Origin of the sequence: Martelella sp. HB161492 (genome assembly GCF_013184775.1) — a bacterium.
Taxonomy (GTDB): Bacteria; Pseudomonadota; Alphaproteobacteria; order Rhizobiales; family Rhizobiaceae; genus Martelella.
Genome location: NZ_JAATVV010000004.1, coordinates 45,683 through 71,976, shown reverse-complemented (window position 1 = coordinate 71,976; position 26,294 = coordinate 45,683). Strand labels below are relative to the sequence as shown.

The 26,294-nt window shown below is 60.5% G+C and carries 22 protein-coding genes; 8 read left to right on the top strand and 14 right to left on the bottom strand.

All coding sequences use genetic code 11. From position 1 onward, the window contains the following. Positions 1–11 precede the first annotated feature (11 nt). Together HCK86_RS07905 and HCK86_RS07900 are read left to right on the top strand one after the other, a co-directional pair. Positions 12–1,532, top strand: coding sequence for a DHA2 family efflux MFS transporter permease subunit (locus tag HCK86_RS07905; protein WP_246739509.1), 1,521 nt, complete (start codon positions 12–14; stop codon positions 1,530–1,532). Between the two features lie 251 nt (positions 1,533–1,783). Next, complete coding sequence (locus HCK86_RS07900; RefSeq protein WP_246739508.1) at positions 1,784–4,072, top strand: EAL domain-containing protein; 2,289 nt, start codon at positions 1,784–1,786, stop codon at positions 4,070–4,072. Positions 4,073–4,092: 20 nt separating this feature from the next. On the opposite strand, the gene HCK86_RS07895 is transcribed toward HCK86_RS07900, so the two are convergent. Together HCK86_RS07895 and HCK86_RS07890 are read right to left on the bottom strand one after the other, a co-directional pair. Beyond that, entirely contained in the window at positions 4,093–5,445 is a 1,353-nt protein-coding gene (locus HCK86_RS07895) for an ATP-binding protein (protein WP_176083929.1), read from the bottom strand. After that, positions 5,442–6,101: a response regulator transcription factor gene (locus tag HCK86_RS07890; RefSeq protein WP_176083928.1), complete on the bottom strand. Its 660-nt coding sequence runs from the start codon at positions 6,099–6,101 to the stop codon at positions 5,442–5,444. The genes HCK86_RS07895 and HCK86_RS07890 overlap by 4 nt, the downstream gene beginning before the upstream one ends. A gap of 166 nt (positions 6,102–6,267) precedes the next feature. Between HCK86_RS07890 and HCK86_RS07885 the strand changes: the two genes are divergently transcribed. From HCK86_RS07885 to HCK86_RS07875, 3 genes are read left to right on the top strand one after another with little or no spacing between them, the layout of a single operon-like run. Next, positions 6,268–6,738, top strand: coding sequence for a DUF2271 domain-containing protein (locus tag HCK86_RS07885; protein WP_176083927.1), 471 nt, complete (start codon positions 6,268–6,270; stop codon positions 6,736–6,738). 18 nt (positions 6,739–6,756) lie between these two features. Continuing rightward, positions 6,757–8,952 carry a PepSY domain-containing protein gene (locus HCK86_RS07880; RefSeq protein WP_176083926.1) on the top strand — a complete coding sequence of 732 codons (2,196 nt, stop codon included), beginning with the start codon at positions 6,757–6,759 and terminating at the stop codon, positions 8,950–8,952. Next, positions 8,933–9,892: an FAD:protein FMN transferase gene (locus HCK86_RS07875; protein ID WP_246739507.1), complete on the top strand. Its 960-nt coding sequence runs from the start codon at positions 8,933–8,935 to the stop codon at positions 9,890–9,892. The genes HCK86_RS07880 and HCK86_RS07875 overlap by 20 nt, the downstream gene beginning before the upstream one ends. 120 nt (positions 9,893–10,012) lie before the next feature. On the opposite strand, the gene HCK86_RS07870 is transcribed toward HCK86_RS07875, so the two are convergent. After that, entirely contained in the window at positions 10,013–10,537 is a 525-nt protein-coding gene (locus HCK86_RS07870; protein ID WP_176083925.1) for an AAA family ATPase, read from the bottom strand. Between the two features lie 265 nt (positions 10,538–10,802). Here HCK86_RS07870 and HCK86_RS07865 point away from each other — a divergent pair, with 265 nt between their 5' ends. Continuing rightward, complete coding sequence (locus tag HCK86_RS07865; RefSeq protein ID WP_176083924.1) at positions 10,803–11,036, top strand: hypothetical protein; 234 nt, start codon at positions 10,803–10,805, stop codon at positions 11,034–11,036. A gap of 4 nt (positions 11,037–11,040) precedes the next feature. Here HCK86_RS07865 and HCK86_RS07860 read toward each other — a convergent pair whose 3' ends face one another. Beyond that, a complete protein-coding gene (locus HCK86_RS07860) occupies positions 11,041–11,469 on the bottom strand; it encodes a MarR family transcriptional regulator (protein ID WP_176083923.1) in 429 nt (142 codons plus the stop codon). Positions 11,470–11,581: 112 nt separating this feature from the next. Here HCK86_RS07860 and HCK86_RS07855 point away from each other — a divergent pair, with 112 nt between their 5' ends. Then, positions 11,582–11,974, top strand: coding sequence for a VOC family protein (locus tag HCK86_RS07855; protein WP_176083922.1), 393 nt, complete (start codon positions 11,582–11,584; stop codon positions 11,972–11,974). A gap of 93 nt (positions 11,975–12,067) precedes the next feature. Here the strand turns inward: HCK86_RS07855 and HCK86_RS07850 are convergent, their stop codons facing one another. Together HCK86_RS07850 and clcA are read right to left on the bottom strand one after the other, a co-directional pair. Beyond that, positions 12,068–13,636, bottom strand: a complete 1,569-nt coding sequence (locus tag HCK86_RS07850) for a serine hydrolase (protein ID WP_176083921.1) — start codon at positions 13,634–13,636, stop codon at positions 12,068–12,070. Positions 13,637–13,834: 198 nt separating this feature from the next. Further along, complete coding sequence (gene clcA, locus HCK86_RS07845) at positions 13,835–15,190, bottom strand: H(+)/Cl(-) exchange transporter ClcA (protein WP_176083920.1); 1,356 nt, start codon at positions 15,188–15,190, stop codon at positions 13,835–13,837. A 213-nt stretch (positions 15,191–15,403) separates the two neighbouring features. On the opposite strand from clcA, the gene HCK86_RS07840 reads away from it, so the two are divergent. Beyond that, positions 15,404–16,447, top strand: a complete 1,044-nt coding sequence (locus tag HCK86_RS07840; RefSeq protein ID WP_348641053.1) for a magnesium transporter — start codon at positions 15,404–15,406, stop codon at positions 16,445–16,447. A gap of 130 nt (positions 16,448–16,577) precedes the next feature. Here the strand turns inward: HCK86_RS07840 and HCK86_RS07835 are convergent, their stop codons facing one another. From HCK86_RS07835 to HCK86_RS07800, 8 genes are all read right to left on the bottom strand, one after another. Further along, entirely contained in the window at positions 16,578–17,684 is a 1,107-nt protein-coding gene (locus HCK86_RS07835; RefSeq protein WP_176083919.1) for an ionic transporter y4hA, read from the bottom strand. Between the two features lie 74 nt (positions 17,685–17,758). Further along, complete coding sequence (locus tag HCK86_RS07830) at positions 17,759–19,276, bottom strand: TolC family protein (RefSeq protein WP_176083918.1); 1,518 nt, start codon at positions 19,274–19,276, stop codon at positions 17,759–17,761. After that, the gene (locus HCK86_RS07825; protein WP_176083917.1) at positions 19,273–21,129 is read right to left on the bottom strand and encodes an FUSC family protein; all 1,857 of its coding nucleotides are present in this window, start codon (positions 21,127–21,129) and stop codon (positions 19,273–19,275) included. Before HCK86_RS07825 ends, HCK86_RS07830 begins: the two co-directional genes overlap by 4 nt. Further along, a complete protein-coding gene (gene mdtN, locus HCK86_RS07820) occupies positions 21,104–22,147 on the bottom strand; it encodes a multidrug transporter subunit MdtN (protein WP_176083916.1) in 1,044 nt (347 codons plus the stop codon). The genes HCK86_RS07825 and mdtN overlap by 26 nt, the downstream gene beginning before the upstream one ends. 8 nt (positions 22,148–22,155) lie before the next feature. After that, positions 22,156–22,428 (bottom strand): YtcA family lipoprotein, encoded by a 273-nt coding sequence (locus HCK86_RS07815; RefSeq protein ID WP_348641052.1) that lies wholly within the window; start codon positions 22,426–22,428, stop codon positions 22,156–22,158. A gap of 180 nt (positions 22,429–22,608) precedes the next feature. Further along, a complete protein-coding gene (locus tag HCK86_RS07810; RefSeq protein ID WP_176083915.1) occupies positions 22,609–23,460 on the bottom strand; it encodes a hypothetical protein in 852 nt (283 codons plus the stop codon). A gap of 11 nt (positions 23,461–23,471) precedes the next feature. Beyond that, positions 23,472–24,914: an amidohydrolase family protein gene (locus HCK86_RS07805; protein WP_176083914.1), complete on the bottom strand. Its 1,443-nt coding sequence runs from the start codon at positions 24,912–24,914 to the stop codon at positions 23,472–23,474. Positions 24,915–25,069: 155 nt separating this feature from the next. Further along, positions 25,070–26,254 carry an alpha/beta fold hydrolase gene (locus HCK86_RS07800; protein ID WP_246739506.1) on the bottom strand — a complete coding sequence of 395 codons (1,185 nt, stop codon included), beginning with the start codon at positions 26,252–26,254 and terminating at the stop codon, positions 25,070–25,072. Positions 26,255–26,294: the final 40 nt, after the last annotated feature.

Below are 26,294 nucleotides of genomic sequence, written 5' to 3'. Positions count from 1 at the left end.
CAGAACAAGCAATGACGGATGTAAGGCCGCTCTCCGGCTTTGCGCTGGTCGCAGCGGCGCTGGCGATCGGTACCGGCAACTTCATGGTGGTGCTGGACAGCACGATCGCCAATGTCTCGGTGCCGACAATAGCGGGCTCGGTTGGCGTTTCGGTGTCGCAGGGCTCATGGGTCATTACCTCCTATGCCGTTGCCGAGGCGATCACCGTGCCGTTGACCGGCTGGCTGACGCGTAAATTCGGTGCGCTGCGGGTTTTCATTTTCTGCTATCTCGCCTTCGGCCTGGTTTCGATCTTCTGTGGCATGTCGCAGTCGCTCGGCATGCTGATCGCGGGGCGTGTCATGCTCGGTCTGTTCGGCGGACCGATCATGCCGCTGTCGCAAATGCTGCTGATGCGGATCTTTCCGCCGAAACAGGCCACGGGCGCAGCGGTTCTGTGGGCGATGACGACGCTGATTGGTCCGATTGCCGGTCCCATTCTCGGCGGCATCATCTGCGACAGCTTCGGCTGGCAGTGGATCTTCTTCATCAAGGTGCCGATTGCCTTTCTCGGCGGTGTCCTGGTCTTCTCGCTGACGCGGGGGCTGCCGGATCCGCGCGGACCGGCGCGGATCGACAAGGTCGGGCTTGCCCTTCTCGTCGTCTGGGTCGCTGCATTGCAGATCGTGCTGGATGAGGGGCGCAACCACGACTGGTTCGCCTCGCGCGAAATCGTCATTCTCGCCATTATTGCCGCTATCGGCTTTGCCAGCTTCCTGATCTGGGAGCTGACCGATGACAATCCGATCGTCGATCTGAAGATCTTCCGCTATCGCGGCTTTTCGGCAGCCGCGGTTACCTTTGCCGGCGGGTTCGGGGCCTTCTTTGCCGCGATTGTGATCTTGCCGCTCTGGCTGCAGCAGAATATGGGCTACACGGCGACCTGGGCGGGCTATGCCACGGGGATCATGGGCATATTGGCACTGATTTCCGCCCCGATTGTCGGCAAGGCGACCGAGACGATCGATCCGCGGCTGATCCTCAGCGTCGGCATTATCGGGCTTGGTGCGATGACGGCCTGGCGGATGACCTTCAACTCCGATGTCACCTTCATGCAGATGGCCTGGCCGACGCTCTTCACCGGTCCTTTCATGGTGATGTTCTTCGTGCCCGTCACGGGACTTGCCATCTCCTGCGTCGGTCCGGAGGAACAGGCCAATGCGGCCGGGCTGTCGAATTTCATGCGCACGCTTGCCGGTGCCTTTGCCACATCGCTGGTGCAGACCGGCTGGGCGAATCAGGCGCGGGTGAACCAGACAGAGCTCGTCAACGCCATGCCGCATGCCAATGAGGTGATCGCCGGCATGGTTGCCTCCGGCACGCCCTACGATGCAGCCGTGGCCTCGCTGACGCGGATGGTCGAGCACCAGAGCGTGCTGCTGTCGACGCTCAACATGTTCGGGGTCATCACGATCGTTTTCGCGGTGGCCGCCATGCTGCCCTGGCTGATACCGAAGCCCAAGGGGCCGATTGATACCACAGCGGGACATTGACCCGCTTGCCGCAGACCATCAAAAAAAACCGCCCTTGCTGCTGCAGGGGCGGGTTTTGGTTGTGTTGCGCGATCCTGCATGCACAGCGGGTCAAGCTTGTCTTGACAGCGCGGTCATCATAATGCGTGCTGGGATTGGCCAGTCCATGGGCGACATGCGATGAACAGTCATGCTGGACGCCGTGATGCGTGCTGCATAATCTGGCAGAGACGGTCCGGCCGATATGGCCGGATGTAAACTGGAGCTTTTCAATGAAGTGGTGGCGCTTGTCTCGGATCCAGGCCTTCATGGCGGTGCCGCGTGACAATCCTGAACTGCTGAAAGCCCAGTACAGTGCCTTCTCCCGCCAGTTGCCGATGATGTATCTCATCTTGATGAGCAGTACATGGGCCGTGGCCGCCACCCATATGCGCTATGCCCCCTTCTGGCTCGCGACCGGCGTGCCTGTGCTGTTTACCCTGGCCTGCGCGGTGAGGGTGTATTTCTGGTGGACATCGCGCAACAAGGTTCCGACGGCCGCGGTGGCGCTGCACGCGCTGCAGCGAACCAATCGTCTGGCGCCATTTATCGCGATCTTTTTCACCGCCTGGGCGCTGATGCTGTTTCCCTATGGCGACGCCTACGAAAAATCGCATCTTGCCTTCTATATGGCCATCACGGTCATCACCTGCATCTTCTGTCTGATGCATTTGCGTTCCGCTGCCATGACGGTGACGCTGATCGTCAACAGCGTCTTCGCCGTCTTTTTTCTCGCCACTGGCGAACCGGCGCTAATCGCCAGTGCGGCCACGATTATCCTCGTTTCCATCGGCATGATCGTTGTGCTGATGGTCAATTACCGCGATTTTGTCAGCATGGTGAATGCGCAGACCCGTGCGCGCCGGCGGGAGGAGGATCAAAGGCGGCTGCTGCGCATGATTGATGACCTGCCCGTTGCCGTGATGACGGTCGATCTTGATGGTTTCCGGATCAATTATGTCAATGAGACATCGCGGCTGCTGATCCGCCGGATCGAGCATCTGCTGCCGGTCACCGCCGACACGCTGCTTGGCGCGTCCATTGACGTGTTCCACCGACATCCCGAGTATCAGCGGCAGCTTCTGTCGGATCCGGCCAGATTGCCGCATAGCGCCCGCATCACCCTCGGCCCGGAAGTGCTCGATCTGAAGGTGTCGGCTGTTACCGACGATGATGGCAGCTATCTTGGGCCGATGCTCAGATGGGCGATCGTCACCAAGGAGGTCGAGACGGAGGAGCGCATTCATCAGCTCGCCCATACCGATATGCTGACGGGACTTGCCAACCGTTTCGCCTTCAGCGAGGACTTGAAGGAACAGCTCCTGGCGGATGACTGTCATCTGGCGCTGCTCTACATCGATCTGGATGGCTTCAAGCTCATCAATGATACGCGCGGGCATCGGATCGGCGACATCCTGCTGGAGCAGGTTGCCCGGAGGCTGAGCGATGTCTGCGAGGGAAAGGCAACCGAAGTCGGCCGGCTTGGCGGCGATGAATTTGCGGCGGTCATTCAGAGCGAATGTGAAGTCCAGGCTGACTCCGTTGCAAGGGCCATCATCGAGGCACTGTGTGAGCCCTTCACTCTGACCAGCGACATCAATGTCCATATCGGCGCGTCCATCGGTGTTGCTCTGGCGCCTGCGCATGGTCGCGATCTTGATACGCTGCTCGCCCGCGCTGACATGGCGCTTTACGCGGCCAAGGCGGCCGGCAAGGGGCGCGTGCAGCTGTTTCAGCCAGAGATGGAGGCTTTGGTTCAGGAGCGGGTTGCGCTCGAGGCGCGGTTAAGGGCGGTGCTTGACACATATGACGGGCTGTTCGTTTTCTACCAGCCGATCGTGAATATCGAAACCGGGCAGATAACGGCGCGTGAGGCGCTGCTGCGCTGGCATGACGGCGCGCGCTCCTGGGTAGGGCCGGGCGAATTCATACCGATTGCGGAACAGAGCGGACTGATCGAGCAGCTTGGCAGTTTCGTGCTTCAGGCCGCCTGCCGCGAAGCGCTGAGCTTTCCGGACGAGGCCCCGGTTGCCGTCAATGTTTCGGCCACTCAGCTTGGCGGTGACCGGCTTGTGCCCGCCGTCATCGCCGCGCTTCAGCAAAGTGGTTTGCCGGTGGAGCGGCTTGAGCTTGAGATCACCGAGACGGCGCTGCTGACCGCAGAAGCAGCCGGCATCGACAATCTTTCCCGGTTGCGAGCGCTTGGGGTAAAGATCGCCCTTGATGATTTCGGCACGGGCTATTCCTCGCTGTCGAACCTGCAGATGTTCCCCTTCGACAAGATCAAGATTGATGGATCCTTCGTGAAGAATGCCGTGGAGCGGCATGAGAGTGCAGCCGTGATCCGGGCGATCGCCGATCTTGGCAAGCGGCTCGGGGCGCGCACGGTGGCCGAAGGCGTGGAGACCCCGGAACAGCTTGATCTCGTCCGGCGCGAGGGCTGCATGGATGTTCAGGGCTATCTCTACGGCCGGCCGCAGCCAACAGCAGGCGACCGGGCGACGGTCAGCCGGCTGCCATGAAGGCAGGCAGGGCGACCTGTTCAGCCTGGAGGCTTCTGCGGTTCGCTCACGGGCAGGCACACGCTGATCTCCACCCCGGATTTTCCGTCCGGGCGCGGCGAGATGATCGTGATGGCGCCGCCTGCGCGATCGGTGATCGATCGGACGATGGCAAGGCCGAGTCCGCTGCCCTTGGCATCCATCACCCCGCGCTCGAAGCGATGCGTCAGGCGTTCGGTGTCTTCGGCTGAAAGGCTCGGCCCCTCATTGGCGACAACGAGGGTGCCGTCCTCCGAGAGCGCGACGGTGATCGTCCGGCCTTCGGTTCCGTAGCGCTCGGCATTTTCGATCAGGTTGCGGCTCAAAATGGCGAAAATGTCGGGATCAAGATCCGATCTGACGCCTGTTTCCGGCAGTTGCAGCGCAATCCGATCATCTCCGGCGCGTTCGAAATCACTGACAATGATTTTCAGGACCGGTGCCAGGTCGGACTGTGTCTCCAGCCGCAACCGGCCGCCTTCGGCCCGGGCCAGCTGCATCAGCTTTTCAGACATGCGCATCAGCCGCTTCAGGGTCGTCTCGATCTCGCGAGCGCGCTCGATGCTGCGGTTTTCCGCCGATTCTGCCTGCAGGCGCTGTGCCTGGGCAATCGCGCCTGCCACAGGTGTTCGCAGTTCGTGGGCGGCATTGGCCGTAAAAGCGCGCTCAGCCTCGAAGGCAGCCTTCAACCGTTCGAAGAGCTGGTTCATCGCGGTCGTCACCGGCCTCAGTTCTGCCGGCAGATCCGTTTCGGGCAGCGGCGACAGATCGCGCGCATTGCGATGGGAAAGCGCCTGTTGCAGGCCGCGCACCGGCCTGAAGCCGCCGCGCAGCGCAAGGGCAATCGCGGCAAGGCTGAAGGGGATCACGATCAGCAGCGGAAAGAGCAGGCCAAGCAGCATGACGCGTTTGGTGGTATCGCGATGTCTGAGCGGCTCGGCGACAGTGATCGAATAGGCGCTGTTGAGCGAGACATCGGTATAGAAGCGGTAGCTCTTGTCCTCGCTGAAGCCGGTCGTGGTAAGGGGCGGAAAAAGACTGCGCCCGACATCACCGGAATGCAGCACGATATCGCCGGAGCGGTTGCGCACGATATAGGCGACGCTTTCATCGTCATCTCGGAACCGGCTGATATCGGAATCACGATTGCCGTTGCGACCTTCACGTTCTCTGAGCGCATGGGCGGCAAGCGGCAGCATGCGCCATGCTGTCAGCTGCAGATTGTCATCAAAGGCCTCTTCCAGCTCATGGCCAAGCCTGTGGGCCGTATAGGCCGCGGCAATCAGCCACAAGACCGTGACGGCGGCTCCGATCACCAGCGCCAGTCTGAGCTGCAGTGACATCGGCCGTTTCATGGGCGACCCAGCCTGTAGCCGAGGCCGCGCTCGGTTTCGATGATGTTGGCGCCAAGCTTCTTGCGCAGCCGGCTGACATGAACCTCGATCGTGTTGCTCTCGATCTCTGTGTTGAAGGAATAAAGCCGCTCCTCAAGCTGGGCTTTCGACAAAAGCTGCCCCGGCCGCTGCAGCAGGGTTTCGAACAGGGCCCATTCCCGCGCCGTCAGCGAAACGGGATGTCCGTCCCGCTGAATGAGGCGGGCGGCAAGATCGATGTCCAGCGCCCCATGGCTGATGATCGGATTGGGATTGCCGGCGTAACGCCGCGCGACGGAACCTATCCGGGCGGAAAGCTCGGCGAGATCGAAAGGTTTGACGAGATAGTCGTCGGCACCGGCGTTCAGCCCCTCGATCCGGTCCGAGACCTGATCAAGGGCGGTCAGGATAATCACCGGCGTGACGCTGCCGCGCCCGCGCAGGCCTTTCAGGAACACGAGACCACGCCCGTCTGGCAGCATCAGATCGAGCAGGACGAGATCAAACCCGCTGACGTCAAGTGCAGCCGCGGCGGCATCGAGCCGCATCACCCAGTCGACCGAATGACCATCGGCAGCGATCTGGTCGCGCACTGCCGCCCCCAGCACCGTATCGTCTTCTACCAGCAATACCCGCATTTTCACGTCCCTCCGACGTCAGATGTAATCCATCGCCAAGCTTACGGGAAGCTGAAGCTGGCTTTTCCGGCGCGTCAGGCAGTCTTCAGCTTGGCCGGTGAAAAGGCGGATCAGGATCGCGGTTCAGCGCGGTTCTCCATGCATCTCACCGATGAGGATGACACAGATGAAAATGCTTCTTGCCGCACTTGCCGTTTCCACGGCCCTGACGGCGCCCGGTTTTGCCCATGCTGCCAGTGTGACGATGACGACCACGATGAATAGCTATTACGGCCCGGAAGCCTATCTTGCCTATTATCTGACGGATCAGAACGGCAACTATGCCGGCAGCCTGTGGCTGTCGGGACGAAAGGCACGCTATTACGGCGCGCTGACCGGCTGGGCGCGGGCGACGCGCGGAGACCTGTCGGAAGTCAATGGGATCACCGGCGCGAGCGTCGGCGCGGGCCGCAGCATGAGCGTCACCGTCGATATCGCCGATGCACTGTTCGATGCCGGCTATCAGCTTCATGTCGATGCCGCCGTTGAACACATGCCGAGCAGCCCCAATGAAATCGTCGTGCCGCTGACCAGCGCCGGATCGGGCCAGTCCGTGCCGGGACGGCAATTTATCGCCGATTTCTCCTATTCGAAGTAGCGGAAAGGGGATTGCGTCATGATGCGTCTGCTTCACCGTTGGCCGGGGCTGATTGCTACGGGTCTGCTGATCGTTGTTGCCCTGAGCGGAGCGGCATTGTCGATTTTTCCGGCACTCAATGCCTGGAACAGCCCATCGGCCGGAAAGATGAGTGTCGCCACGCTGGCCGGCAATATCGCGGCCGCGCATCCCGGCATTACCGAAATCGACCGCGCGGCCTCCGGTCAGATCACCGCCTCCTATATGGATGGCGGCCAGTATGTGTCCAGTCTTGTCGATCCCGCAAATGGTTCCGTCATCGCAGCGTCCAGACCCAGTGGTCTGGTTCTGTGGCTGACGGAGCTGCACCGCTCGCTGTTCTTGGGAGACTGGGGCAGCTATATCGCTGCCGTTACAGCCCTGTTTCTGCTGGCGCTGTGCATGACGGGGCTCTCGCTGATGGCGCGCCGCGCCGGTGGCTGGCGCTATCTGTTTGCCAGACCGCGCGGCATGGGCGACGGCTATCTGCATACCTCGATCGCGCGCATGGCCGTCTTCGGGCTGGCTTTCTCGTCGCTGACCGCCTTGTGGATGACGCTTTCAACCTTTGGTTTTATCCCTGATGATCAGGCCTTTCCCGCCTTTCCCGCCAGTGTCAGCGGAAAGACCGGCATAGCGCCTGCAGCGATCACAAGCCTTGAGAACATGCAGGTCAGCGAACTTCAGTCGCTGGTATTTCCGCGTGCCGGTGATCCGACCGACGTCTTCACGCTGACGACCGACGATGGCATGGGCTATATCGATCAGGGCACTGGCGACATGCTGTCCTGGGCCGATAACGGGCCATGGCAGCAGGCTTCATCGACGATCCTGATGCTGCATACCGGTCAGGGGGCGTCGATTGTCGGGCTGGTGCTCGGTCTTTCCGCACTTGGCGTGCCGCTGATGGGCGTTTCCGGCATCCGGCTCTGGCTGTCCGGCAGACGGCGGCAGAGGGGCGGGAACGGCGCGCATGAAGCCGATACCATCGTTCTCGTCGGCAGCGAGGGCGGTTCGACCTGGGGCTTTGCAACGACATTGCAGACGACGCTGCAGGCTGCGGGGCTGAAGGTTCATGTGGCCGCGATGAATGGCTTTGCGCCGCAAAAATGGTCGAAGGCCGAGCGCCTCATTCTGCTGGCCGCCACCTATGGCGATGGCGACGCACCGGATACGGCGAAGAGCTTTCTGGAACGGCTTGACGGTTACACCGATGCGGCGAAAATACCCGTGGCGCTGGTTGGCTTCGGTGACCGCAGCTTCCCGCATTTCTGCGGTTATGCGGCGCGCGTTCACAAGGCGCTGAAGATCAGGAACTGGCCGGTCTTCGTCGCTCCGCACAGTGTTGACCGGCAGTCGCAGCAGGATTTCGCCCGCTGGGGCCGGGCGCTTGCGGCGTCGCTCGGCATGGATTTCGAACTCAACCACCAGCCCGATCCGCCTGCAACCTCAAGGCTTTCCGTCATCTCGCGGCGGGATTTCGGCAGGGAGGTGCAGGCACCTGCCTCGCTCATCCGGCTGGCGCTGCCGCGGCGGGGATTGTGGCAGCGGCTGAATGGCACCGGCTTTGCGAAATTCGAGGCCGGCGACCTGATCGGCATTCTGCCGGCCGGCTCAGATCTGCCGCGCTTCTATTCGCTGGCCTCATCCAGCGGCGATGGCTTTGTCGAGATCTGCGTCCGGCGCCAGAATGGCGGTCTCTGCTCGGGGCAGCTGACCGCACTTGAGCCGGGAGAGACGGTTCAGGCCTTTGTCCGGCCGAATCCGGCCTTCCGTCCGGGCCGCGGCCGCGCGCCGGTTCTGTTGATCGGCGCGGGTTCGGGCGTTGCGCCGCTGGCCGGTTTCGTGCGCACCAATCGCAGGCGGCGGCCGATGCATGTCTATGTCGGCGCGCGCCATCCGAAAAGCGATGCTTTCTATGCCGAGGAATTTGCCAGCTGGCAGCGTGACGGCAAGCTCGCATCGCTGACGGAAGCCTATTCGCGCGGTGCCGAGCCTGCCTATGTGCAGGACGCTCTGCTCAGAGACGGACCGAAGATTGCCGCGCTGATCAAGGAAGGCGGCCAGATTCTGGTCTGTGGCGGCCGCGATATGGCGCGCGGCGTTGCTGCCGCTCTGGCCGACATACTGCGCCCGCACGGCCTTACGCTGGCGAGCCTGAAGAAGGATGGACGTTATGGCGAAGACATATTCTGATCTGCAGCGCCACGCGCTGAACGGAGCGACGATGGGCACGCGCTGGTCGGCGCTGTTCCATGCGCCTGCGCGCTTCAATGCGGGGGGGCTGACCGCAGCATTGCAGGCGGCCGTCGATGAGGTCGATGCCGAGATGTCGACCTACAAGCCCGACAGTGACCTCAACCGGCTGAACCTGTCTGAGCCCGGCAATTGGGTTCCATTGCCGACCGGTCTCATGACGGTGCTGGGCGCGGCACTGGTGATCGGCCGGGCCTCGGGCGGTGCTTTCGATATTGCCATGGGCGATGCCGTCTCGGCCTGGGGATTTTCGGCAGCTGAGGCTGATCCTGAGGAGATCAGAAAAGCCCGGGCGCGGCAGCGCAGGCCCGTTGCGGATAGTCTCGAACTGGACTGGCAGAACCGACGCGCCTGCCGCCACGACGATGCCCGCTTCGATCTCAATGGCATTGCCAAGGGCTTCGGGGTGGACCGTCTCGCCGAGGTTGCGGCGCAATACGGCATTTTCAACGGTCTCTTTTCGATTGATGGCGAGTTGCGCGCCCGGGGACATCTGCCCGACGGTCAGCCTTGGGTGGTTGCGATCGAGGCGCCGGACATCAGCAAACGCTCGGCCCATTCCGTGGTCGAGCTCACCGATGCGGCAATTGCCACCTCCGGGGACTACCGGCACTGGATCAGCCTTGGCGAGCACCGCCTCAGCCACACGATGAACCCGGCAACGGGCATGCCGCTGGTCACGTCACCGGCCTCCGTGACGGTGATTTCGGAGAGGTCCTGCATGGAGGCCGATGCCTGGGCGACGGCGATGATGGTGCTTGGCTGTGAGGCGGGAAGCGTGCTCGCCCGGCAGATGGGGCTTTCCGTGCTGTTTCTCGATCGAACGGGCACAAGGATCGGCGCAACCGGCTCGTTCGAAACGATGGACGAGCTTGCCTGAGCCAGCTGGAATGTCGGCCTAGCGCAGCGGCTCGAAAATCGGAAACGATTTTGGAAAAGAACGATGCGTAGATTCAATAAGTTAGTTCGTCCTGGTGCGTCCAAAAGGACGCGCGGCGCTCTAGCGCATTTCCGGCGTGCGGAAGTTTTCAAGCTGCTGAACGATCTGTGATACGGCCTGCGCCACGTCAGTCTTGGCCGTGTCGATGTGCAGAGCAGCATCTTTCCAAGCGATATAGTCGCGTTTCATTACGCTCTCCCAATCCAGCTTTTTCTGGCCGGGAATGTCGATGTCACGCGCTTCAACACGCTGGCGATGCACGTCCTGATCCGTGCAACAGGTTTCGATGCCGAGAAGTGGTACCCGCGCTCTCAGCGCCGCCGCGGCAAAGATCGCGCGCGTCAGTGGCCATGGATTGACGCAGTCTATGATCGTGGTGTGTCCAAGTTCCAGATTTGAAGCGGCGAGCGCAGCGGCAATCAGATAGCCTTCCGGTCCGAGGTCCCGGTCTGGCGCATGCGACCAGATCGCCGTCTCTATTTCGTCGACACGCAGATAAACGGCACCTGCTGAAACGGAAAGTGCGCGGCAGATCGTCGACTTTCCTGTTCCCGGTAGGCCTGCAAAAGCGATCAGAACAGCCAAGTCAACCTCCCGGAATGCGATCGATGAATGTTCTATAGATCGCTTATGCCCGCGCTGACAATCGGATCGGCTCTCACCGAGCGGGCCGATTTTTCGAAGACTGTCGCAGCGCAGCGCTTTTGCAGGATACGACAGGCCGGCTCTGGTCGTGCAAGGGGACCACGATCACTCACCGCTCACGACGCAAGGACCAGGCTGGTTTCGCGATCCATATCTCTTCAATCCTGGCGCCTCTGCACTTCTCACGCTGTATGGAAGCAAGCACATGCTTGGGGGGATTTCAGGCTACGGCGCGGCCGAAACGGATTTCGAGGAGCCGAGACAAGTCGCATTGGTTCAGCAATCGACAACAATCTTCCCAAGATCGATCCTGAAACCGGATCCGTCGGGCTGGCAGAATTTCTGTGAAAGACTCAAACGGGAAAAGAGCAGCTTAGGCGAGATCGAAAGAAAGAATACCAGTCGATTATTGGTTTCAGCCGCGTCAGAGGAAACGTGAAAGTTCAATCCTCGAGGCAATCAGCGGACCAGGAGAGCAGCTTCTTGAATTCAGACACATTCGCTACTCCCACCGCGTCGCATAAAACGCGCTCGATGGATTCGACAACTTCTTGTGCTTGCTCAAAGACCCGCATTCCAGACTCGGTCAGTGTGGTTTGGAGAACGCGCGCGTTCTGCGGATGTGGTGAACGAAGGATAAGGCCGGCACGCTCCAGGTTTGAAATAAGACCCAGCATCGTAGAGGGTTTTACAAATGCGATGCGGGAGAGCTCGGCATTTGACAAGCCGTGCTCCTTTTGAACCGCCGCCAAAACCGCATATTGTGGCGCAGTCAGACCAAGTTCCCGCAAATCACGATCGACCCTCAGGCGATAAGCGTGTTGCGCTCTCTTCAAGAGCGCTCCGACCGAATGAACCAGCTCACTTGACATGTTAGGACCCTAATACGATATTAGGATCCTAACATAGTCTTAATTTCGTGCGCGGTAAACTGCCGGCCGCTTGCGGTCAGGCCACGGGCACTGTCTCGGTCGGGATAGCCAAATGTTCAATCACATCATGGTCGGGTCTAATGATATTGATCGCTCAAAACAATTTTACGACGCTGTTCTTGCTGTTTTGGGTGTCGATGCGGCAAGGGAGAATGTAGCCGAAAGCGGTCATATCCGACTGTTCTACCAGCAGGGTGGCAGCACATTCTGTGTCGGCCAGCCGATCAACGATGCATTGGCGACAGCCGGCAACGGCAGCACCTTCGCGTTCAAGTGCAGCTCCGCCGAGCAGGTAATGCTGTTTCACGATGTTGCTGTTGCTCACGGGGGAACCTCGATCGAGGATCCCCCAGGACTGCGCAACAGCGGAATGGGAAGGGTTTATCTCAGCTATGTGCGGGACCCAGACGGGAACAAGCTCTGCGCGATCCATCGGCCCGAGTAAAGGCGGTCCTGGAAACGCGCCACTGCCTCACGGCTGTCGATCATAAAGAAGAAGGCGGACCTTTCTGGCAACAAGGAGATCCGCCTGAAGAGCCTATATCCGGGTGAAGACGGCCGGGCCGTTTTCGACGAAGAGTTCGATTTCGACCGTTTCCGCCTGCGCGCCGTTGCCCGCGAATGTCATCGTCGAGCGGGAGCCGATCGGCGCGTTTTCCGCATCCATCGCAAAGACCATGATCGATCCATCCCAGGCATGAAGCGGGAAATGCATCGGTTTCGGCCCTGCCAGAAGCGCAAGTCCTTCGCCGTCGGCAGCGATCTCGATCGTGCCGAAATAGGGATGTGCATAGCGTCCGGCACAATAGTCGGCGCCGGGCGCCGGGGCTGCGGCTGCGGGGAAGGGCTCTCCCGCCGTGTGGCCGATCGGCTCGTAGAAGGCCCTGAACATCTGGTTATAGGCTCCGAACCAGTCTCGGGTGATATCGCCGCTCAGTGCCAGTTCGACAAAGGCCGAGCCGATGGCTTCGGCGGCACCGACGGGTGCTGCATTGGTCAGCACGACAATGCCGAGATCAAGCGACGGGATCAGGCTGAAATGCGTTCCCGCCCCCAGAATGAAGGCGCCGGAATGGCTGAGAACCACACGGCCGGTCGGATCGGTTCCAACCCCGAAGCCAAAACCATAGAAGCTTGCCCGCTCGTCCGGGCTGTGCGGGCGGCTCGAGAAGCTCTGCGGGCTGATCGCCGGCTGCAGCGCATCGGGCGCGATCAGATCGCCGCCATCGGCCAGCACCATCTTCATCCAGGTTGCCATATCGCTGGCTGAGGCACTCATGCCGCCCGCCGGCGACTGGGCATCGGGATCACGCTGATAGCGGGCGGCAAAGCCGTCGCCCTCCAGCGCATGGGGAATGGCACGGTTTTCCCTCGCCATGAAGTCGGCAAAACGGGCGCTGCTCATCGTCATGCCGAGCGGCTCGAGGAGCGCCTCATCGGTCAGATCCTCCCAGGACATGCCGGAGGCTTCGGCGACGCCGACGGCAGCCGCTGTCAGGCCGAAATTGGTATAGGCATAGCTGGTGCGGAAGGGGGCGAGTGGCTGGAGGCGGATGCGCTCCAGAATAGTCTGGCGATCAAAGCCCAGATCTTCCAGATCGTCACCGGCATGATCCGGCAGGCCCGAGCGATGGCTGTAGAGATCGCCAACGGTGAGCTTTTCGGTGATCGCCGGATCAGACAGGGCAAACCAGGGCAGGAGGTCCTTCATGCGGCTGTCCCATGAAACGACACCGCGGGTGACCTGCCGGGCAACGACGGTGGCACCAATCGGCTTTGACAGCGAGGCGAGCTGGAACACCGTATCGGGTGTGATCGCATCCGGCTTGTCCAGTGCGCGCAGGCCAAACCCCTTGGCGTAGACCGTTTCGCCGCCATGCACGACAGCAACGGCGATACCGGGAACGCCGCTGTCCTGCCTGATCTTGGAGACGATCTCATCAAGCCTGGCGATTGCTGCATCGATCTGACCGTCAGGCACCGGAACGCCCGGTGTGCGCGAAGGCGGCAGCGCCTGGGCAGAAAGCGGGAGCGGGGAAAGCGCAAGCGCTACGGAGGTGATCGCTGAAGACGCAAGAAACTTTCGACGGGAAATCTGATCGGCCAAGTTTGAAAATCCTCCACTCTGTTCGCTTGGAAATACAGGTGGATATGTTTTCAATGTAACTGCATGATTAATCAACCGCGAAAATTGACAAAAGCTGACATCGTCTCGCGAGGACGGCAGCTATTCTTCATTGCGGGATGATGCGTAGATTCCACAGGTTAGAGCGTCCTTTGTGCATCCGAATGGATGCACGGCGCTCTAGCCGAGGCCGCTATAGGGGCGCTCGGCAGTTCTGGCTGGATCAATCCCGGCCTGTTCAAGGGTTCGCTTGAGCAGCTGTTCATAGATCGGCTGGCCGCCGATCCACTGGGCCACCAGATTGGCGGTGACGCAGGTGGCAATCAGCGGCAAGGTCATGGTGTAGGACCCGGTCAGCTCCAGTGTCAGGGCGACGCCGACCACGGGTGCACGGACCGAAGCGGCGAACAGTCCGCCCATGGCTGCCATGCCGAAAGCCAGCGCACTGATGCCGACGGTCGGAAAGACCATCTCCAGGACTGAGCCGAAACTCAAGCCGATGCAGATGGCGAGCGCCAGCATCGGCGCGAAGATGCCGCCGGGCGTGCCGGTCGAGTAACTGGCGACCATGGTGAAGTAACGCATCACCGCCAGCACCAGCAGCAGCAGCAGTGCCGGGCGATGCATTGAAAGCTGCATGATCAGCGTTTCACCGCCGGTGACGGCCTGCGGCAGGAGAATGAAGCAGGCGCCGACCGCAAGCCCGACGATTGCCGGATAGAGATAGGGGACGCGCCGGTGGAGCTTTGCACTGAAGGCGGTCATGTGCATCAGGCTGGCATTGAGGCTGACGCCGATGACACCCAGCACGATGCCAAGCAGGATAAAGGCCGGGATCAGCGTCAGCGATGGTTCCGCCACGACCATGGACAGATCCGGCGCGGTGCCGCCGATGATCTCCGTTGCAACGGTCGATGCGAGGGCGGCGACAATCACACCGACATAGGTGCGGAATGTATAGGGGAACTGATTGTGCGTTTCTTCGATGATAAACAGGATGGCGGCCAGCGGCGCGTTGAAGGCGCAGGCAAGACCGGCCGCGGCACCCGCTCCCAGCAGGCCGCGCCTTTCTGTATCGCTGACACGGAAGAACTGGGCAATGGCAGCCGAGAACGACGCGCCAATGTGAATTGTCGGCCCTTCGCGACCAAGCACGAGGCCGGATGAGAGCGCGGCGATACCGGCGATGAATTTCACCGGCAGAACCCGTTGCCAGCGGACCGGACGGAGATTTTCCATCGCGCCTTCAATCTCCTGAACGCCGCTGCCACCGGCTTCCGGAGCAAAACGGCGGACGATGAAGACCGACAACACCGTCACGGCCATGGCGATCAGTGCCGAAAGCAGCACCAGCGTAACGCCACTTGTATGGTTCGCCAGATGGGTTGGCCAGGTGATCAGCTGCTTGATGGTCAGATGAAAGAGCGAGCCGAAGATGCCGGCAAGGGAACCCGCCAGAAGCGCAAGGGCGATATAGCGGGCCTGCGCGCCGCGCTGGTCAAGGCCGTCCTCAAAGTCACTGTCCTGATTGTGCATGATAGCCTTGTATGCGTGCTCTTCGGGTTCAAAGATGCGGCGTCGGATCAGGTTGCAGATTGCAGCCCATGCTAGAAATTCAGAAATTTGCCCCTTTGACGGATGGTAATCAGACTCGGCAGAAAAAGTCCAGAATGGCTGAAGGGGCTGCTTTCGTCATGAAAGCTTTAGAAATGCAAGTGTAAGTGAAAGCTGATTCAGGAGGCCGCCCGCGTGTCACAGACTGCCATTGCAAAGGAACTGCCATCATCACTCGAACCCGTTGCGGCGATAGCCGATCGCAACCCGTTTTCGCTTTCGGCAACCATGTCCTGCCGCGAGGCGATCCTGGCCTTTGCCGCCGCGCATGATGATGCCGGGTCACAGGCCTGCCTCATCGATGGCGATGGCCGCTATGCCGGAACTGTGAGCCTGAAAGCCTGCCTCAATGCCGAACAGGATGCCGAGGTTTCCAGCCTGGCCCGGCGGGATGCACCGACAGTCGGTCTGGACAGAACGGCCGAATCGGCTGCGCTGGAGATGATTGACGGCCGGCTCGCGCTTCTGCCGGTTGTCGATGATCAGGGCATCCTTGCCGGCGTGGTCAGCAGCGCTGCAGCAAGCCGTTATGTCGTTGAGGAACTTCGCGAAGATCAGGATCGTTTCGCCGGTGTCGCAGGCACCTATGGCGATGACTATTTCGAACATACGGTCTGGTCGGATTTCCGCCGTCGGTTTCCCTGGGTGCTCGGTCTTGCCATTGCCGGTCTGGCTGCGGGTTATGTGGTCCATATCTACGAGGATGCACTGGATGCGCTGGTGATCCTCGCGCTCTACATGCCGATGGTGGCTGATACCGGCGGCAATGTCGGAACGCAGTCGGCAAGCCTCGTGACGCGGGCGCTGACGGCAGGGGATGTGCAGATGAAGGATTCGCTGCGTATCCTGTGGCGCGAAACCCGGGTTTCGCTGTTGATGGCGGTTCTGCTGTTTCTCTTTGCCTTCTTGAAAGTGGTGCTGATCTCCAACGCGGCCGATGTGCCGGATGGGCTTTCGCTTGAAGCCATCGGCTTTGCCATTGCCATAGCCCTGGCGGTCCAGGTGATCTCCGCGACGCTGATCGGTGCCTTGCTGCCGCTTGGCGCCATCGCGGTGAACCAGGATCCGGCCATCATATCAGGGCCGGCGCTGACAACGATTGTCGATCTGACCGGGCTTTTGCTCTATTTCGTGATCACGACATCGCTGCTGGGCCTCACCAATGTGGTTCAGTTCTAGCGCGCCGTGCGTCCTTTTGGCCGCACCAGGACGCTCTAACTTATTTCATCGACGCATCGTTCTTTTCAAAGATCGATTCCGATTTTCGAGCCGATGCGCTAGCGGACGCTGCAATCGCCGTCCGGCGGCCTCAGGGAACGAGCGTCAGCAGCACAAAGACGGCGAAGATCACAAGATGGACTGCGCCCTGCAGCACTGTGGTGCGTCCGGTGCCGAGCGTGATCGTGCTGACAAACAGTGTCAGGATCAGCATCACCATGTTTTCCGGATCAAGCCCCAGTGTCAGCTGGCTGCCGGCGAAGATCGTGAAGAGCGAAACGACCGGGATCGACATGCCGATACTGGCTAGCGCCGAACCAAGCACGAGGTTGATGCTGTGCTGGATCTTGTTGTTCATCGCCGCCTGAACCGATGAGATGCCTTCCGGCAGCAGCACCAGCGTGGCGATGACGACACCGACAAGGGCCGGGGGCAGGTCGGCTGCGGCGATGGCATCGTCCAGCGGATGCGACAGGGCCTCGGCCAGCAGGATCACGGTCAAAAGCGCCAGCGGCAGCAGCATGGCCGAGCCGAGTGTCACCCTGCTGGTGGGCGTCTCAAGGTTGCTGTGGGCCAGCGGCTCCGGCTTGGTCTCCGGCTCATCGATGAAGTAATTGCGATGCCGGACCGTCTGGATGAACAGAAAGACGCCATAAAGAACAAGGCAGCACAGGCTGACGACCAGAAGCTGGGCCCAGGAATACTGCTTGTCACGACCGGAAACCGCAAAGACCGGGAGCACGAAGGCGAGCGTGGATAGGGTGCCGAGCACTGCCAGCGCGGCGGAAGCGGCATCGAGCTTGAAACTCTGTTCGCGATGAATTTTCGCACCGAAGACAAGACACAGTCCGACGATTCCGTTCAAGACGATCATGACGGCTGAAAATACCGTGTCGCGCGCCACTTCATCGGTGCCTTCAAGACCGGAATTCATGATGGAAATGATCAAGGCGACTTCGATCAGCGTCACGCAGCCCGCCAGCACCAGCGAGCCGTAAGGTTCGCCGATTTTGGCGCCGATCACGCCTGCATGCATGACGGCGGCGAAGATGGCGCCACCGAGAAGAACGACCGCTGGAATGATGAAGATCACCGAGCGCTCATGCAGGACGCCAGAGACCTCAAGCGCACTCAGGACGGCTGCCAGCACCGGCACCAGCCAACTCCAGGTTGGCATCGCTCTCGGGTTGATATGCATGGCATGGTCCCCTCTTGGTATCGCTTGCACCTCAACGCCGATACATCAACCAACACGGCTTGTCATCACATGCATTATGGATTTGCCGGCTGACCATCCGGCCCGGACATGGAGGAGCCAAGCACGAAGGCGAGATTGGCCGCCGCTGCAAAAGCACTTTCGCGGGCGTCGCCTTCGGCGAGCCGTGCATTCAGCAGATCGGTCTGCGCGGCAGCCGCTGCCGTGACGGTCCCGACGCCGTTGCGATAGGCCTCAAGCGTTGAATCATAGGTCTTGGCGGCGGCGGCGGACATCTTTACCGCGGCATTGTGAGAGGCGATGGCGCTGGTCAGCGCATTGGAGGCCATGACGATCTCGCGCGCCGCCGTGTCCTTCAGATGTTCGAAATCACGGCTGGCGGCTGCCTCGCGGCTCTCGGCCTGTTTCATATTGGCCTCGCGCATGCCGCCGTCATAAAGCGGGATCGAAATGCCGACGAAAATATTGCCATTGACGCCGCTGGCATTGGCCGTCGGCAGGCCGCCGACCGTGGCGTCGGCGCTATAGGTCGCCAGCGAGCCATAAATGCCGATTTTCGGCATGAATGCAGCCTTGGTCGCGTCGACACCGGATTGCGATGCCTTGACGGCGGCATAACCGGCAAGAATATCGGGACGGCGGGCAAGGGCGATGTCAATCATGGTCTTGACCGGCGTCGTGACCGACGACGGCAGCGGCTGACCGCTGCTGTCGGCGATCTTAAGTCGGGAGGCCGGCGAAATGCCGATTGCGCCGAGCAACGTCTGATAGGCGTCGCTTTCATCGCCGCGTGCCTTGACCACCCGGAATTCGCCCTGCGCGACCAGCTGTTCGGCCTGCGCCAGATCCACGGAGGTGGCAAGTCCGTTCTTGCGCTTCTCGGTGACGGCATCCAGCAGCGTTCGGGCATTGGCGAGCGATTGCACCGCGACTTTGGTGTGATTGCGGGCGGCATTATACTGGTGCCACGCCCCCGTGACCTGGAAGATCAGCTGCTGATGGGCGGCATTGAATTTGTAGTTTGCGGCCAGCGACAGTTGCTGGGCTGCGGAGATGACGGCGCTGCGGCCGCCGAAATCAAAGGCCAGCCACTGCAGGGCGATGAAGGGGGCGACCCCGTCGATATTGGTCGAAAAATAGGAATCTGCGCCAATCGGAATCGGCAATGGCGAGGTGTTGGTGCCCGTTCCGCCGATCGCATTGGCCGTGATGAAGGGCAGGTAGGTCGCCTCCGCCATGCCGACAGCAAGCGCGGCCTGGCGGGCGCTTTCCCAGGCTGCACGCGTTGTCGGGTTGGAGCGCTGGGCAAGGTCGATCAGCTCCGGCAGATTATAGGTCCTGTTCGCGTCGATTTCCGGCGCCGACAGCGACAGTTCGCCGCTCTCCTGCGCTTCTGAGCGTAATGACGCGCTGTTGGCGTCTTGGGACGCCGACCATGGATGGTTCGGATCGGGCGGCGCCAGTTTCAGCGACTGCGCGGCGCAGCCGCTGAGCATTGCTGCAACGGTGATCATGGCAATCATCGCAGCAATGCTGCTGCCCGCCGTCCGCTTGTCTGCTCTTGCGCGCCTCAATGGCTGTCTCCCGAACCGTCATGACCGGTTAAAGCAGGTTCCGCCGGAGTGCGGGAGTCCTTGCCGGAAAAACTGTCGTTGATCGCGTCAATCTCGGCGATCGCATCTGCGGCGATATCCGGTTTGAAGAACAGGCCGAGCGCCAGGTCATGGAGCCGCTCGGCTTTGGCGTTGACGGCGGCGCGCCTGTCTCTGGCCGGGCGCACCGAGCGCGGCTCATATCCGGCCATGTCGAGCGCGTTGCGCACCGCGCCGAGATTGCTCTCGATCAGCGCCATCAGGCCGAGGGAGGCCTTGCGTTCGGCGAAGGGCAGGGCGGCAAGGCGCTTCAGGCGCTCCGTTACGGCGAGAATATTGCTCTTCACCGCATAGGAGACGCTGACCGGCCAGATGGTCGTGAAGATGATGTAGACGACGGCATTGCCAAGCAGAATACCGAAAATGCGATCACTGGCAGCGCTCAGATCCGTTCCCGGCTTGAAGCCCTGGATCACGGTCAAAAGAAAGGCGAGCGCAATCTGGACGCCGCCATAGGAGATCCGCTCGCTGCCGGTCGAAACCCATGCCGCGAGCGCAATGACGAGGAAGATCACGACGGCCAGCCCACCGACAGACTCGAGCTGGGGAATGACGAACAGGATGGTGAGAAGCCCGATCAGCGCGCCGATCAGACAGCCCGAAATGCGCAAAAGCAGCTTGTGAACGGTTTCGCCCGTCGTTCCAAGCGCTGCGACATAGCAGGTGATCATGGCGGTGTGGATGCCCTGCCAGTCAACGGCCGTGTAGATGAAATAACATGTGAATGCGGCAAGCGTTGTCTTCAGCGCGAATTGCAGGTGGATCGGATTGGTGAATGCATCGGCCGCGATGAAGGGGGCATCAACCGGCGCTCCCTTTTCCGGCGGGGTGGCGGCCAGGAATGCGGCAAGCGCCGCTTCAACAGCGCCAAGGCCGTGCTCATTGTCTTCGGCAAGGGCAATCTGTGCGCTGGCGATTGGCTTTTTCGCCTCGATCTGACTGGCCGCATCGCGGCACAGGCCGGCAAGGGCGCTGGCGTGTTCGTCGCTGCCAGTGTGCCCGCAGGCCAGTGCGGCAAGCATCAGGCGATAGCTATGCGCCTGGCAGGCGGTCAGGAATGCGGCGTCGCGGCGGTTGAGGAGCCTGAACAGGGCGATCATCTGCAAGAGCTTGTCCTGTTCGACCGTGCCTTCGCCGACAAGCTCCACCAGTCTGTCACGGCTTTTGTCATCAGCCGCTTCAAGGAAATCGGCGGTCCTGCGCAGGCGTTCGGCGATGGCCTGACGCAGCAGCTTTTGCGGTGGAATGCCGAAGAACAGATTGTAGAGCGCCAGCGTCGCCATCGGCACAAAGACCATGGCCCAGGCATAGAGCACGGCACGGGTGGCAACTTCACCGATCGGGATATAGCTCAGAAGCGTCATCACGAAGGAGATCACCAGCGCAAAAATGCCGGCCTGCTCGCCGAGCTTGGTGGCCGAATCGATATAGAGGAAAATGAAGGAGGAAATGATGATCGCGGCGATCTGTGCCGGCGGATGGTCGATGGTCAGGTTGATCAGGCCGATCAGCAGGAAGACGACGAGGCTGACGGCGATGATCAGCCCGACGCCGGTGACGACATTTTCCGCAGCATTGGGCTTTGCCATGAAGATCACGAGGTAGCAGCCGATCGCCGCTTCCGGGAAGTGGTACATCATGGCGATGGAAATGGAGATGGCACAGATGATCCCGATCGAGACCGCCTGGTAAAACCGTCCCGGAAACGGCTTCAGGTCATCAATCAGCCGAAGCGTCTTGCGCCTGAAATCACTGGTCTCCACAATTGGTGTCATAATTCACGACGCTGGATGCCGATGCGCCGATGCGCATCAGATATTCGGGTGGATTATCGAGGGCGATACGGACCGGAAAGCGCTGGGCGATGCGCACCCAGTCGAGTTCCTTTGGAACATAGGGCAGGCTGCGCGGAATATTGATCGCACCTTCCGAGGCGACCCCCCAGCCAACGCCCTGGACATGGCCCTTAACCGGAACCGACTTATCGGCCATGACGTAGACGGTGGCGCAGGTGCCGACGCGAATGTCGTTCAGCTCGCCCTCGCGGTAAAGCGCGGTCGCGTACCATTTGTCGGTGTTGACGAGGGTGAAGACGCTCTGCCCGGTGACAATATACTGGCCTGCCGAGAAGATCAGCCCGACGACACGGCCATTATGCGGCGCATAGACCTTGGTATTGGCGAGATTGCGCCGGGCAATATCAAGCGCTGCCTGCCGGCTCTGGATCAGCGCCAGCGAGGCTTCGGGGGAAGAGACCAGTGCGTTTGCTGCTGTGCTTTGCTGAAGCGCCTGCTGCAGCGAGACTTCGGCATCAAGCTTTGCCGTGCGCGCATCCTGCACCTGCTGATCGGTGACGTAGCCCTTGGGTTGCAGTGGCAGAAGGCGCTCCAGTGTTTTCGTCGCCAGATCGAGATTGACGCGGGCGCGTTCGATCTGCTTCTCGGCAACTGCAGCATTGGCCTGCTCTGCGGCGATATTGCGCTTTTGCGTTTCATAGGCGGCTTCAGCGGCCTTCAGATCGCCCTCGGCCTGGGTGACCTGCAGGCGGTAGACCGTGTCATCGAGGCTCAACAGCAATTGCCCCTTGGTGACCCGGTCGTTCTCGGCGACGAAGATCTCAGAGACGCGGCCCGGAACCGATGCGGAGATATTGGTGATCTCAGCTGTCAATGTCGCATCCTGTGACAGGATGTTGGAGCGCATGCGCGTCATATGGGCATAGCCCAGCCATGCCGTGCCGACGATGAGGACGACGGGAACAAGCACCAGTGCCTTGGCTTTAAGTGAGAGCATGAACCAGCCTATCTCCCGAAAATCAAAAGCGAGGATGCAAGGCCGATGGTGATCGCCATGCAGAAATAGACGACGACGCGCAAGGGCAGGATCTCGTCAACGCCGGTCTTGATCAGGATGAGGCGGATGATCACCGTTGCGATAATGCCGATCAGCGCCGAGGCGATCCATGAGGGAAAATAGGCGCCGTAAAGCGAAATCACCGGCCCGTGGCTCGTCCGTGCGCAGCCACTCAACAACGGTGCAATCAAGCAGAAAAGGGAAAGTCTGAGACTGATCACGCCTGGAAACTCTTGCAATAGCGCCTTCAACAAAGGCGTCGCCCCCCCGGGCAATCCAATATCATTTGTCTTGAGGTTCGTCCGCGCTGTCAATATCAGCCCATTGAAATATCAATGAAACTATGCCGTTTCGGCGGCCGCGGCCGTCAACCCGCCGGCTGACGGCCGCCGCCATGAAAATCAGAAGCGGAAGCTGACGCCCATGACTGGTCCCTGCATCTGCGTGTCAAACACATGGCCGCCACTGTCATAATCGACCGACTGATATTTATAGCCCACCGACAGCGCCATGTTCTTCTTGAAGGCGTATTGGAAGGCCGCGAGCGCCTGCCAGGAGATTTTCGAGCCGACGTCAAAGCCGCCGACATCGGCCTGACCGATGACCTTCATCTTGTCGGTGAAGCTGTATTGGGCGAGGAAGCCGACCGCCGGATCAACCCAGCCAAACGCGCTCGATGTGCTGTAATAGGCGTTATAGGACGGCGCATTGACGCTGAGATCGGTCCAGACGCGATAGGCGCGGATACCGGCGAGCGCGTCGAACTTGAAATCGGGTTCGTCGGCCAGTCTGTAGGAACCGAACAGGGCGGCGTTGAACAGCTTGTTGCCAACCTTGACATTGAGATTATCAACCACACCAACATTCGGGATATTGACCGGGCCGGTCGCGTCCTTTTCGCTGATATCGGTATACATCACGTCGGCATAGACACCGTAGCGGCCGTTGGTCGCCCAGAAGTTGAGGAAACCGGCGATGTTCAGATTGGAAAGAATGTCGGAAAATGACTGGTCGATGTGTACGGTGGGTGCGTTTTTGAACGGTGCCACATCGCCGGAAAGGCCGGTGCCCCACAGATAGGGCGTCACCACATAGGTCCAGCTGGATGCTGGCGCCGCGACAACGGGGTCGGCAACGGGATCGACCGGGGCCGGCATGTCCGCCGACAGGGCGGCAGAGCTGCTGGCAAGACTGAGGCCAACGGCCGTCAGGGCGGCTGCGATATATCGGGAATGCAGGGGCAGACAAGTCATCGGGGAAGCCCTCACAAGGTGTTTTTGAAGAAACGTCCGTCCTTCATGATGACGGACAAGTTTTCGGGGTTGCCGATCAGGGCGATATCCTCCAGCGGATTGCCGTTGATCAGCAGCATGTCGGCAAGTGCACCGGTCTCGATGATACCAAGGCGACCGGGATAGGGATTGCGCAGACCGGAAAAAGCCATCAACGCGCCGCTGCGGCTAGTGGCCATACGCAGAATATCGACATTGGAGAACCAGTCGGCAAGCTGGGCAAGCTGTTTGCCCTGATTGACGGTTCCGGCCGGATTGAACAGGATATCCGTGCCCCAGACGAATTTCTCGATGCCGTATTTCTGGGCCCATTCGAAACAGCGCACCGTGCCTTCGGCAATCTGTTGCTGTTCCTGGCGCTGCTGGGCGGTGCCTTTCGGATTGGCGAAGGCGCCGCCGAGGAAGGGCTGAATGCTCCACCACGTGCCGGTATCGGCGATCATCTTCACCGTGTCTTCATCGGCAAGCTGGCCGTGCTCGATACATTGGACGCCGTTTTCGATCGAACGACGAATACCTTCGGCGGTGTAGACATGGGTGCAGACATAAGTGCCCCAGTCTGCCGTTGCCTGAACGGCAGCCCTGATTTCTTCCGCTGTGTATTGCAGGCTGGGAATGGGGTCATAGGCTGAGGAAACGCCACCGCCAGTCATGATCTTGATCTGGCTGGCGCCCAGCATCAATTGCTCACGTACACGATTAAGAACCTGCGGTACCCCGTTGGCAATGGAAGAAATTCCGGCTTCTTCAGCATGGCTGAGATTGCTCTGGTCGGAGGCGGGAATCTCATAGACCATGCGAAAATCGCCATGGCCAGAGGTCTGTGAAATCATCGCGCCGGACGGATAGATGCGCGGCCCGACAGCCTGTCCTTCATCAATCGCGCGCTTGAGCGGGAAGGACGGACCGCCGACATCGCGGATCGTCGTGAAGCCGCGCAGAAGCGTGCGCTCCGATTCGTGTGCGGCGACGAGGTGGACATAGGGAATGGCAGCTGTCATCGCCGTCTGCATCGGAATGGCGCAAAGCAGTGCGTGCCAGTGGGCGTCAATCATGCCGGGCATCAACACGCGACCGCCGCAGTCAATCACCTCGGCGTCGCTCACCATATCGCTGACGTCAGGCAGGGCCTTGATGACATTGCCGTCGACCAGAACATTCTTGCCCTCGATCAGCCTTGCCGAGACGCCGTCAAAAATGCGGACATTGGTGAAGAGAACGGGGCGGGGTGCGGTCTGGGCTAGGGCCGGAAAGGTGGCAAGTGCATTGGCCGCAATGACGCCGGCGACACCCTTCAGCAGCGACCGGCGGCTGAACCCTGCATTGAGACGGGCATTGAGACGCGCAAATTCCGGCGTGTGGCATGGGCAACCCGCGCCGTGAACAAGGTGCTGGTATTTATGTCCTGCGCGCATCTCATCTCCCGGATTTCATGTCATGTCCCACGGATCATCGCAATGCAATCGATCGCTGAAGACCGCCTCTGCCAACATGATCGATAGAGCTTATTGAGGTTTGAGAAATAAACTCAAGTAAATAATCGCATTTTCGGCGAGCAGTGCCAACTGATTTACTGGTCGAGCGCCGCGCCCGCCAGATCGAAGGGGGCTGAGAGCGTGTTGCCAACCGCATCGAAAATCAGGGCTCCGGCCTGTCTGAGCTGGCTGTCCATCTCGTTTTCGTCCTCGAGTTCGGCATAAAGGGAGGCAAGGTCGGCATAGCGGCTGTGGTTCAGAGGGTCGCGCGACTGGATCGACGAAATATCGAGAAGCAGCACATTTTCCTTCTTGGCCTTTTCGACGACTTCGGGATCGTAAATATCAAGCTGACCGGTCCGCTGACGGTTGCCCTGAATGAAACGCGAGGCCTGGAGCGCATGGTCATCGCCCGATACGAGCACCAGCAGCGGCGGATCGAGCGGACCGATTACATCAAGCTGGGTTGCGAAAACATCCTCATCAATATCAGGCGAGGCGAGAATGACATTCAGCTTTTTCAGCCCCTTGTGATTGCCCTCAAGCGCCATTTGCCGCAGCGCTTCCATGGAGAGCCAGCCACCCATGCTGTGGCCGAACAGCATGACCGAACGAACCGCCGACAGACCCGTCAGCTGATCGACAACGTCGGTAAGGCCGTCACGCGAGAATGTGGCGGAGTCCTTGTCTGTCGCATAGTCGAGCAGTCGGGCCTGCGATGGCCATGAAAAGAAGACCGGTACGCCGGAAATGTCAGAATCGGTGGAGACCTGCGCCAGCCTGAACAGGCCTTCCTGAAAGCTCACATTGAAGCCATGCACGAACAGCGCCACCTTCCCGTCGCTTTCGGTGCGGGCATGCGCGTTGATCCGGCTGTCAAACGCCTGCTTTGACAGGATCGTGTGGCTTACGACGGTGAAGACCTTTGCGGGATCCGGTTTGGCGGAATGCGGCCACTCGATATCGCCATCGGTGTGGGCCGGCGGAATGGATATCACGAATTCCGCATAGCTCAGCTCTCCCGCGCGCTCGGTGGTGAAGCCATCAATTGCCGGATCCGCCTGCTCGCGTGAGGTTGCAACATAGACGGTAACGGTGCGCTTGCTCGCGGCGGCTTGCGGGTTCGGGTAAAGAACGTCCGGTCCCGGGCGCTGCGCACAGGCGGCAAGCAGCACAAGCGCTGCGAGGAGCAGCGACAGCCGGAAAAACGCAGCAGGGCGCCGGGCCAGGCACGATGCATCGAAAGGGGATTTGGCGGAGGCGCGGACCATCTCTATCATCGGCTGAAATCGCAAGCGTTTATCGTGGGAACGTTATGAC

Coding starts and splice junctions, on each gene's coding strand:
- HCK86_RS07810 (WP_176083915.1), bottom strand. CDS start 23,460: ATGACTTGTCTGCCCCTGCATTCCCGATATATCGCAGCCGCCCTGACG.
- HCK86_RS07880 (WP_176083926.1), top strand. CDS start 6,757: ATGATGCGTCTGCTTCACCGTTGGCCGGGGCTGATTGCTACGGGTCTG.
- HCK86_RS07805 (WP_176083914.1), bottom strand. CDS start 24,914: ATGCGCGCAGGACATAAATACCAGCACCTTGTTCACGGCGCGGGTTGC.
- HCK86_RS07875 (WP_246739507.1), top strand. CDS start 8,933: ATGGCGAAGACATATTCTGATCTGCAGCGCCACGCGCTGAACGGAGCG.
- HCK86_RS07835 (WP_176083919.1), bottom strand. CDS start 17,684: ATGCATATCAACCCGAGAGCGATGCCAACCTGGAGTTGGCTGGTGCCG.
- HCK86_RS07900 (WP_246739508.1), top strand. CDS start 1,784: ATGAAGTGGTGGCGCTTGTCTCGGATCCAGGCCTTCATGGCGGTGCCG.
- HCK86_RS07825 (WP_176083917.1), bottom strand. CDS start 21,129: ATGACACCAATTGTGGAGACCAGTGATTTCAGGCGCAAGACGCTTCGG.
- HCK86_RS07895 (WP_176083929.1), bottom strand. CDS start 5,445: ATGAAACGGCCGATGTCACTGCAGCTCAGACTGGCGCTGGTGATCGGA.
- HCK86_RS07860 (WP_176083923.1), bottom strand. CDS start 11,469: ATGTCAAGTGAGCTGGTTCATTCGGTCGGAGCGCTCTTGAAGAGAGCG.
- HCK86_RS07865 (WP_176083924.1), top strand. CDS start 10,803: ATGCTTGGGGGGATTTCAGGCTACGGCGCGGCCGAAACGGATTTCGAG.
- HCK86_RS07800 (WP_246739506.1), bottom strand. CDS start 26,254: ATGATAGAGATGGTCCGCGCCTCCGCCAAATCCCCTTTCGATGCATCG.
- mdtN (WP_176083916.1), bottom strand. CDS start 22,147: ATGCTCTCACTTAAAGCCAAGGCACTGGTGCTTGTTCCCGTCGTCCTC.
- HCK86_RS07855 (WP_176083922.1), top strand. CDS start 11,582: ATGTTCAATCACATCATGGTCGGGTCTAATGATATTGATCGCTCAAAA.
- HCK86_RS07890 (WP_176083928.1), bottom strand. CDS start 6,101: ATGCGGGTATTGCTGGTAGAAGACGATACGGTGCTGGGGGCGGCAGTG.
- HCK86_RS07905 (WP_246739509.1), top strand. CDS start 12: ATGACGGATGTAAGGCCGCTCTCCGGCTTTGCGCTGGTCGCAGCGGCG.
- clcA (WP_176083920.1), bottom strand. CDS start 15,190: ATGCACAATCAGGACAGTGACTTTGAGGACGGCCTTGACCAGCGCGGC.
- HCK86_RS07885 (WP_176083927.1), top strand. CDS start 6,268: ATGAAAATGCTTCTTGCCGCACTTGCCGTTTCCACGGCCCTGACGGCG.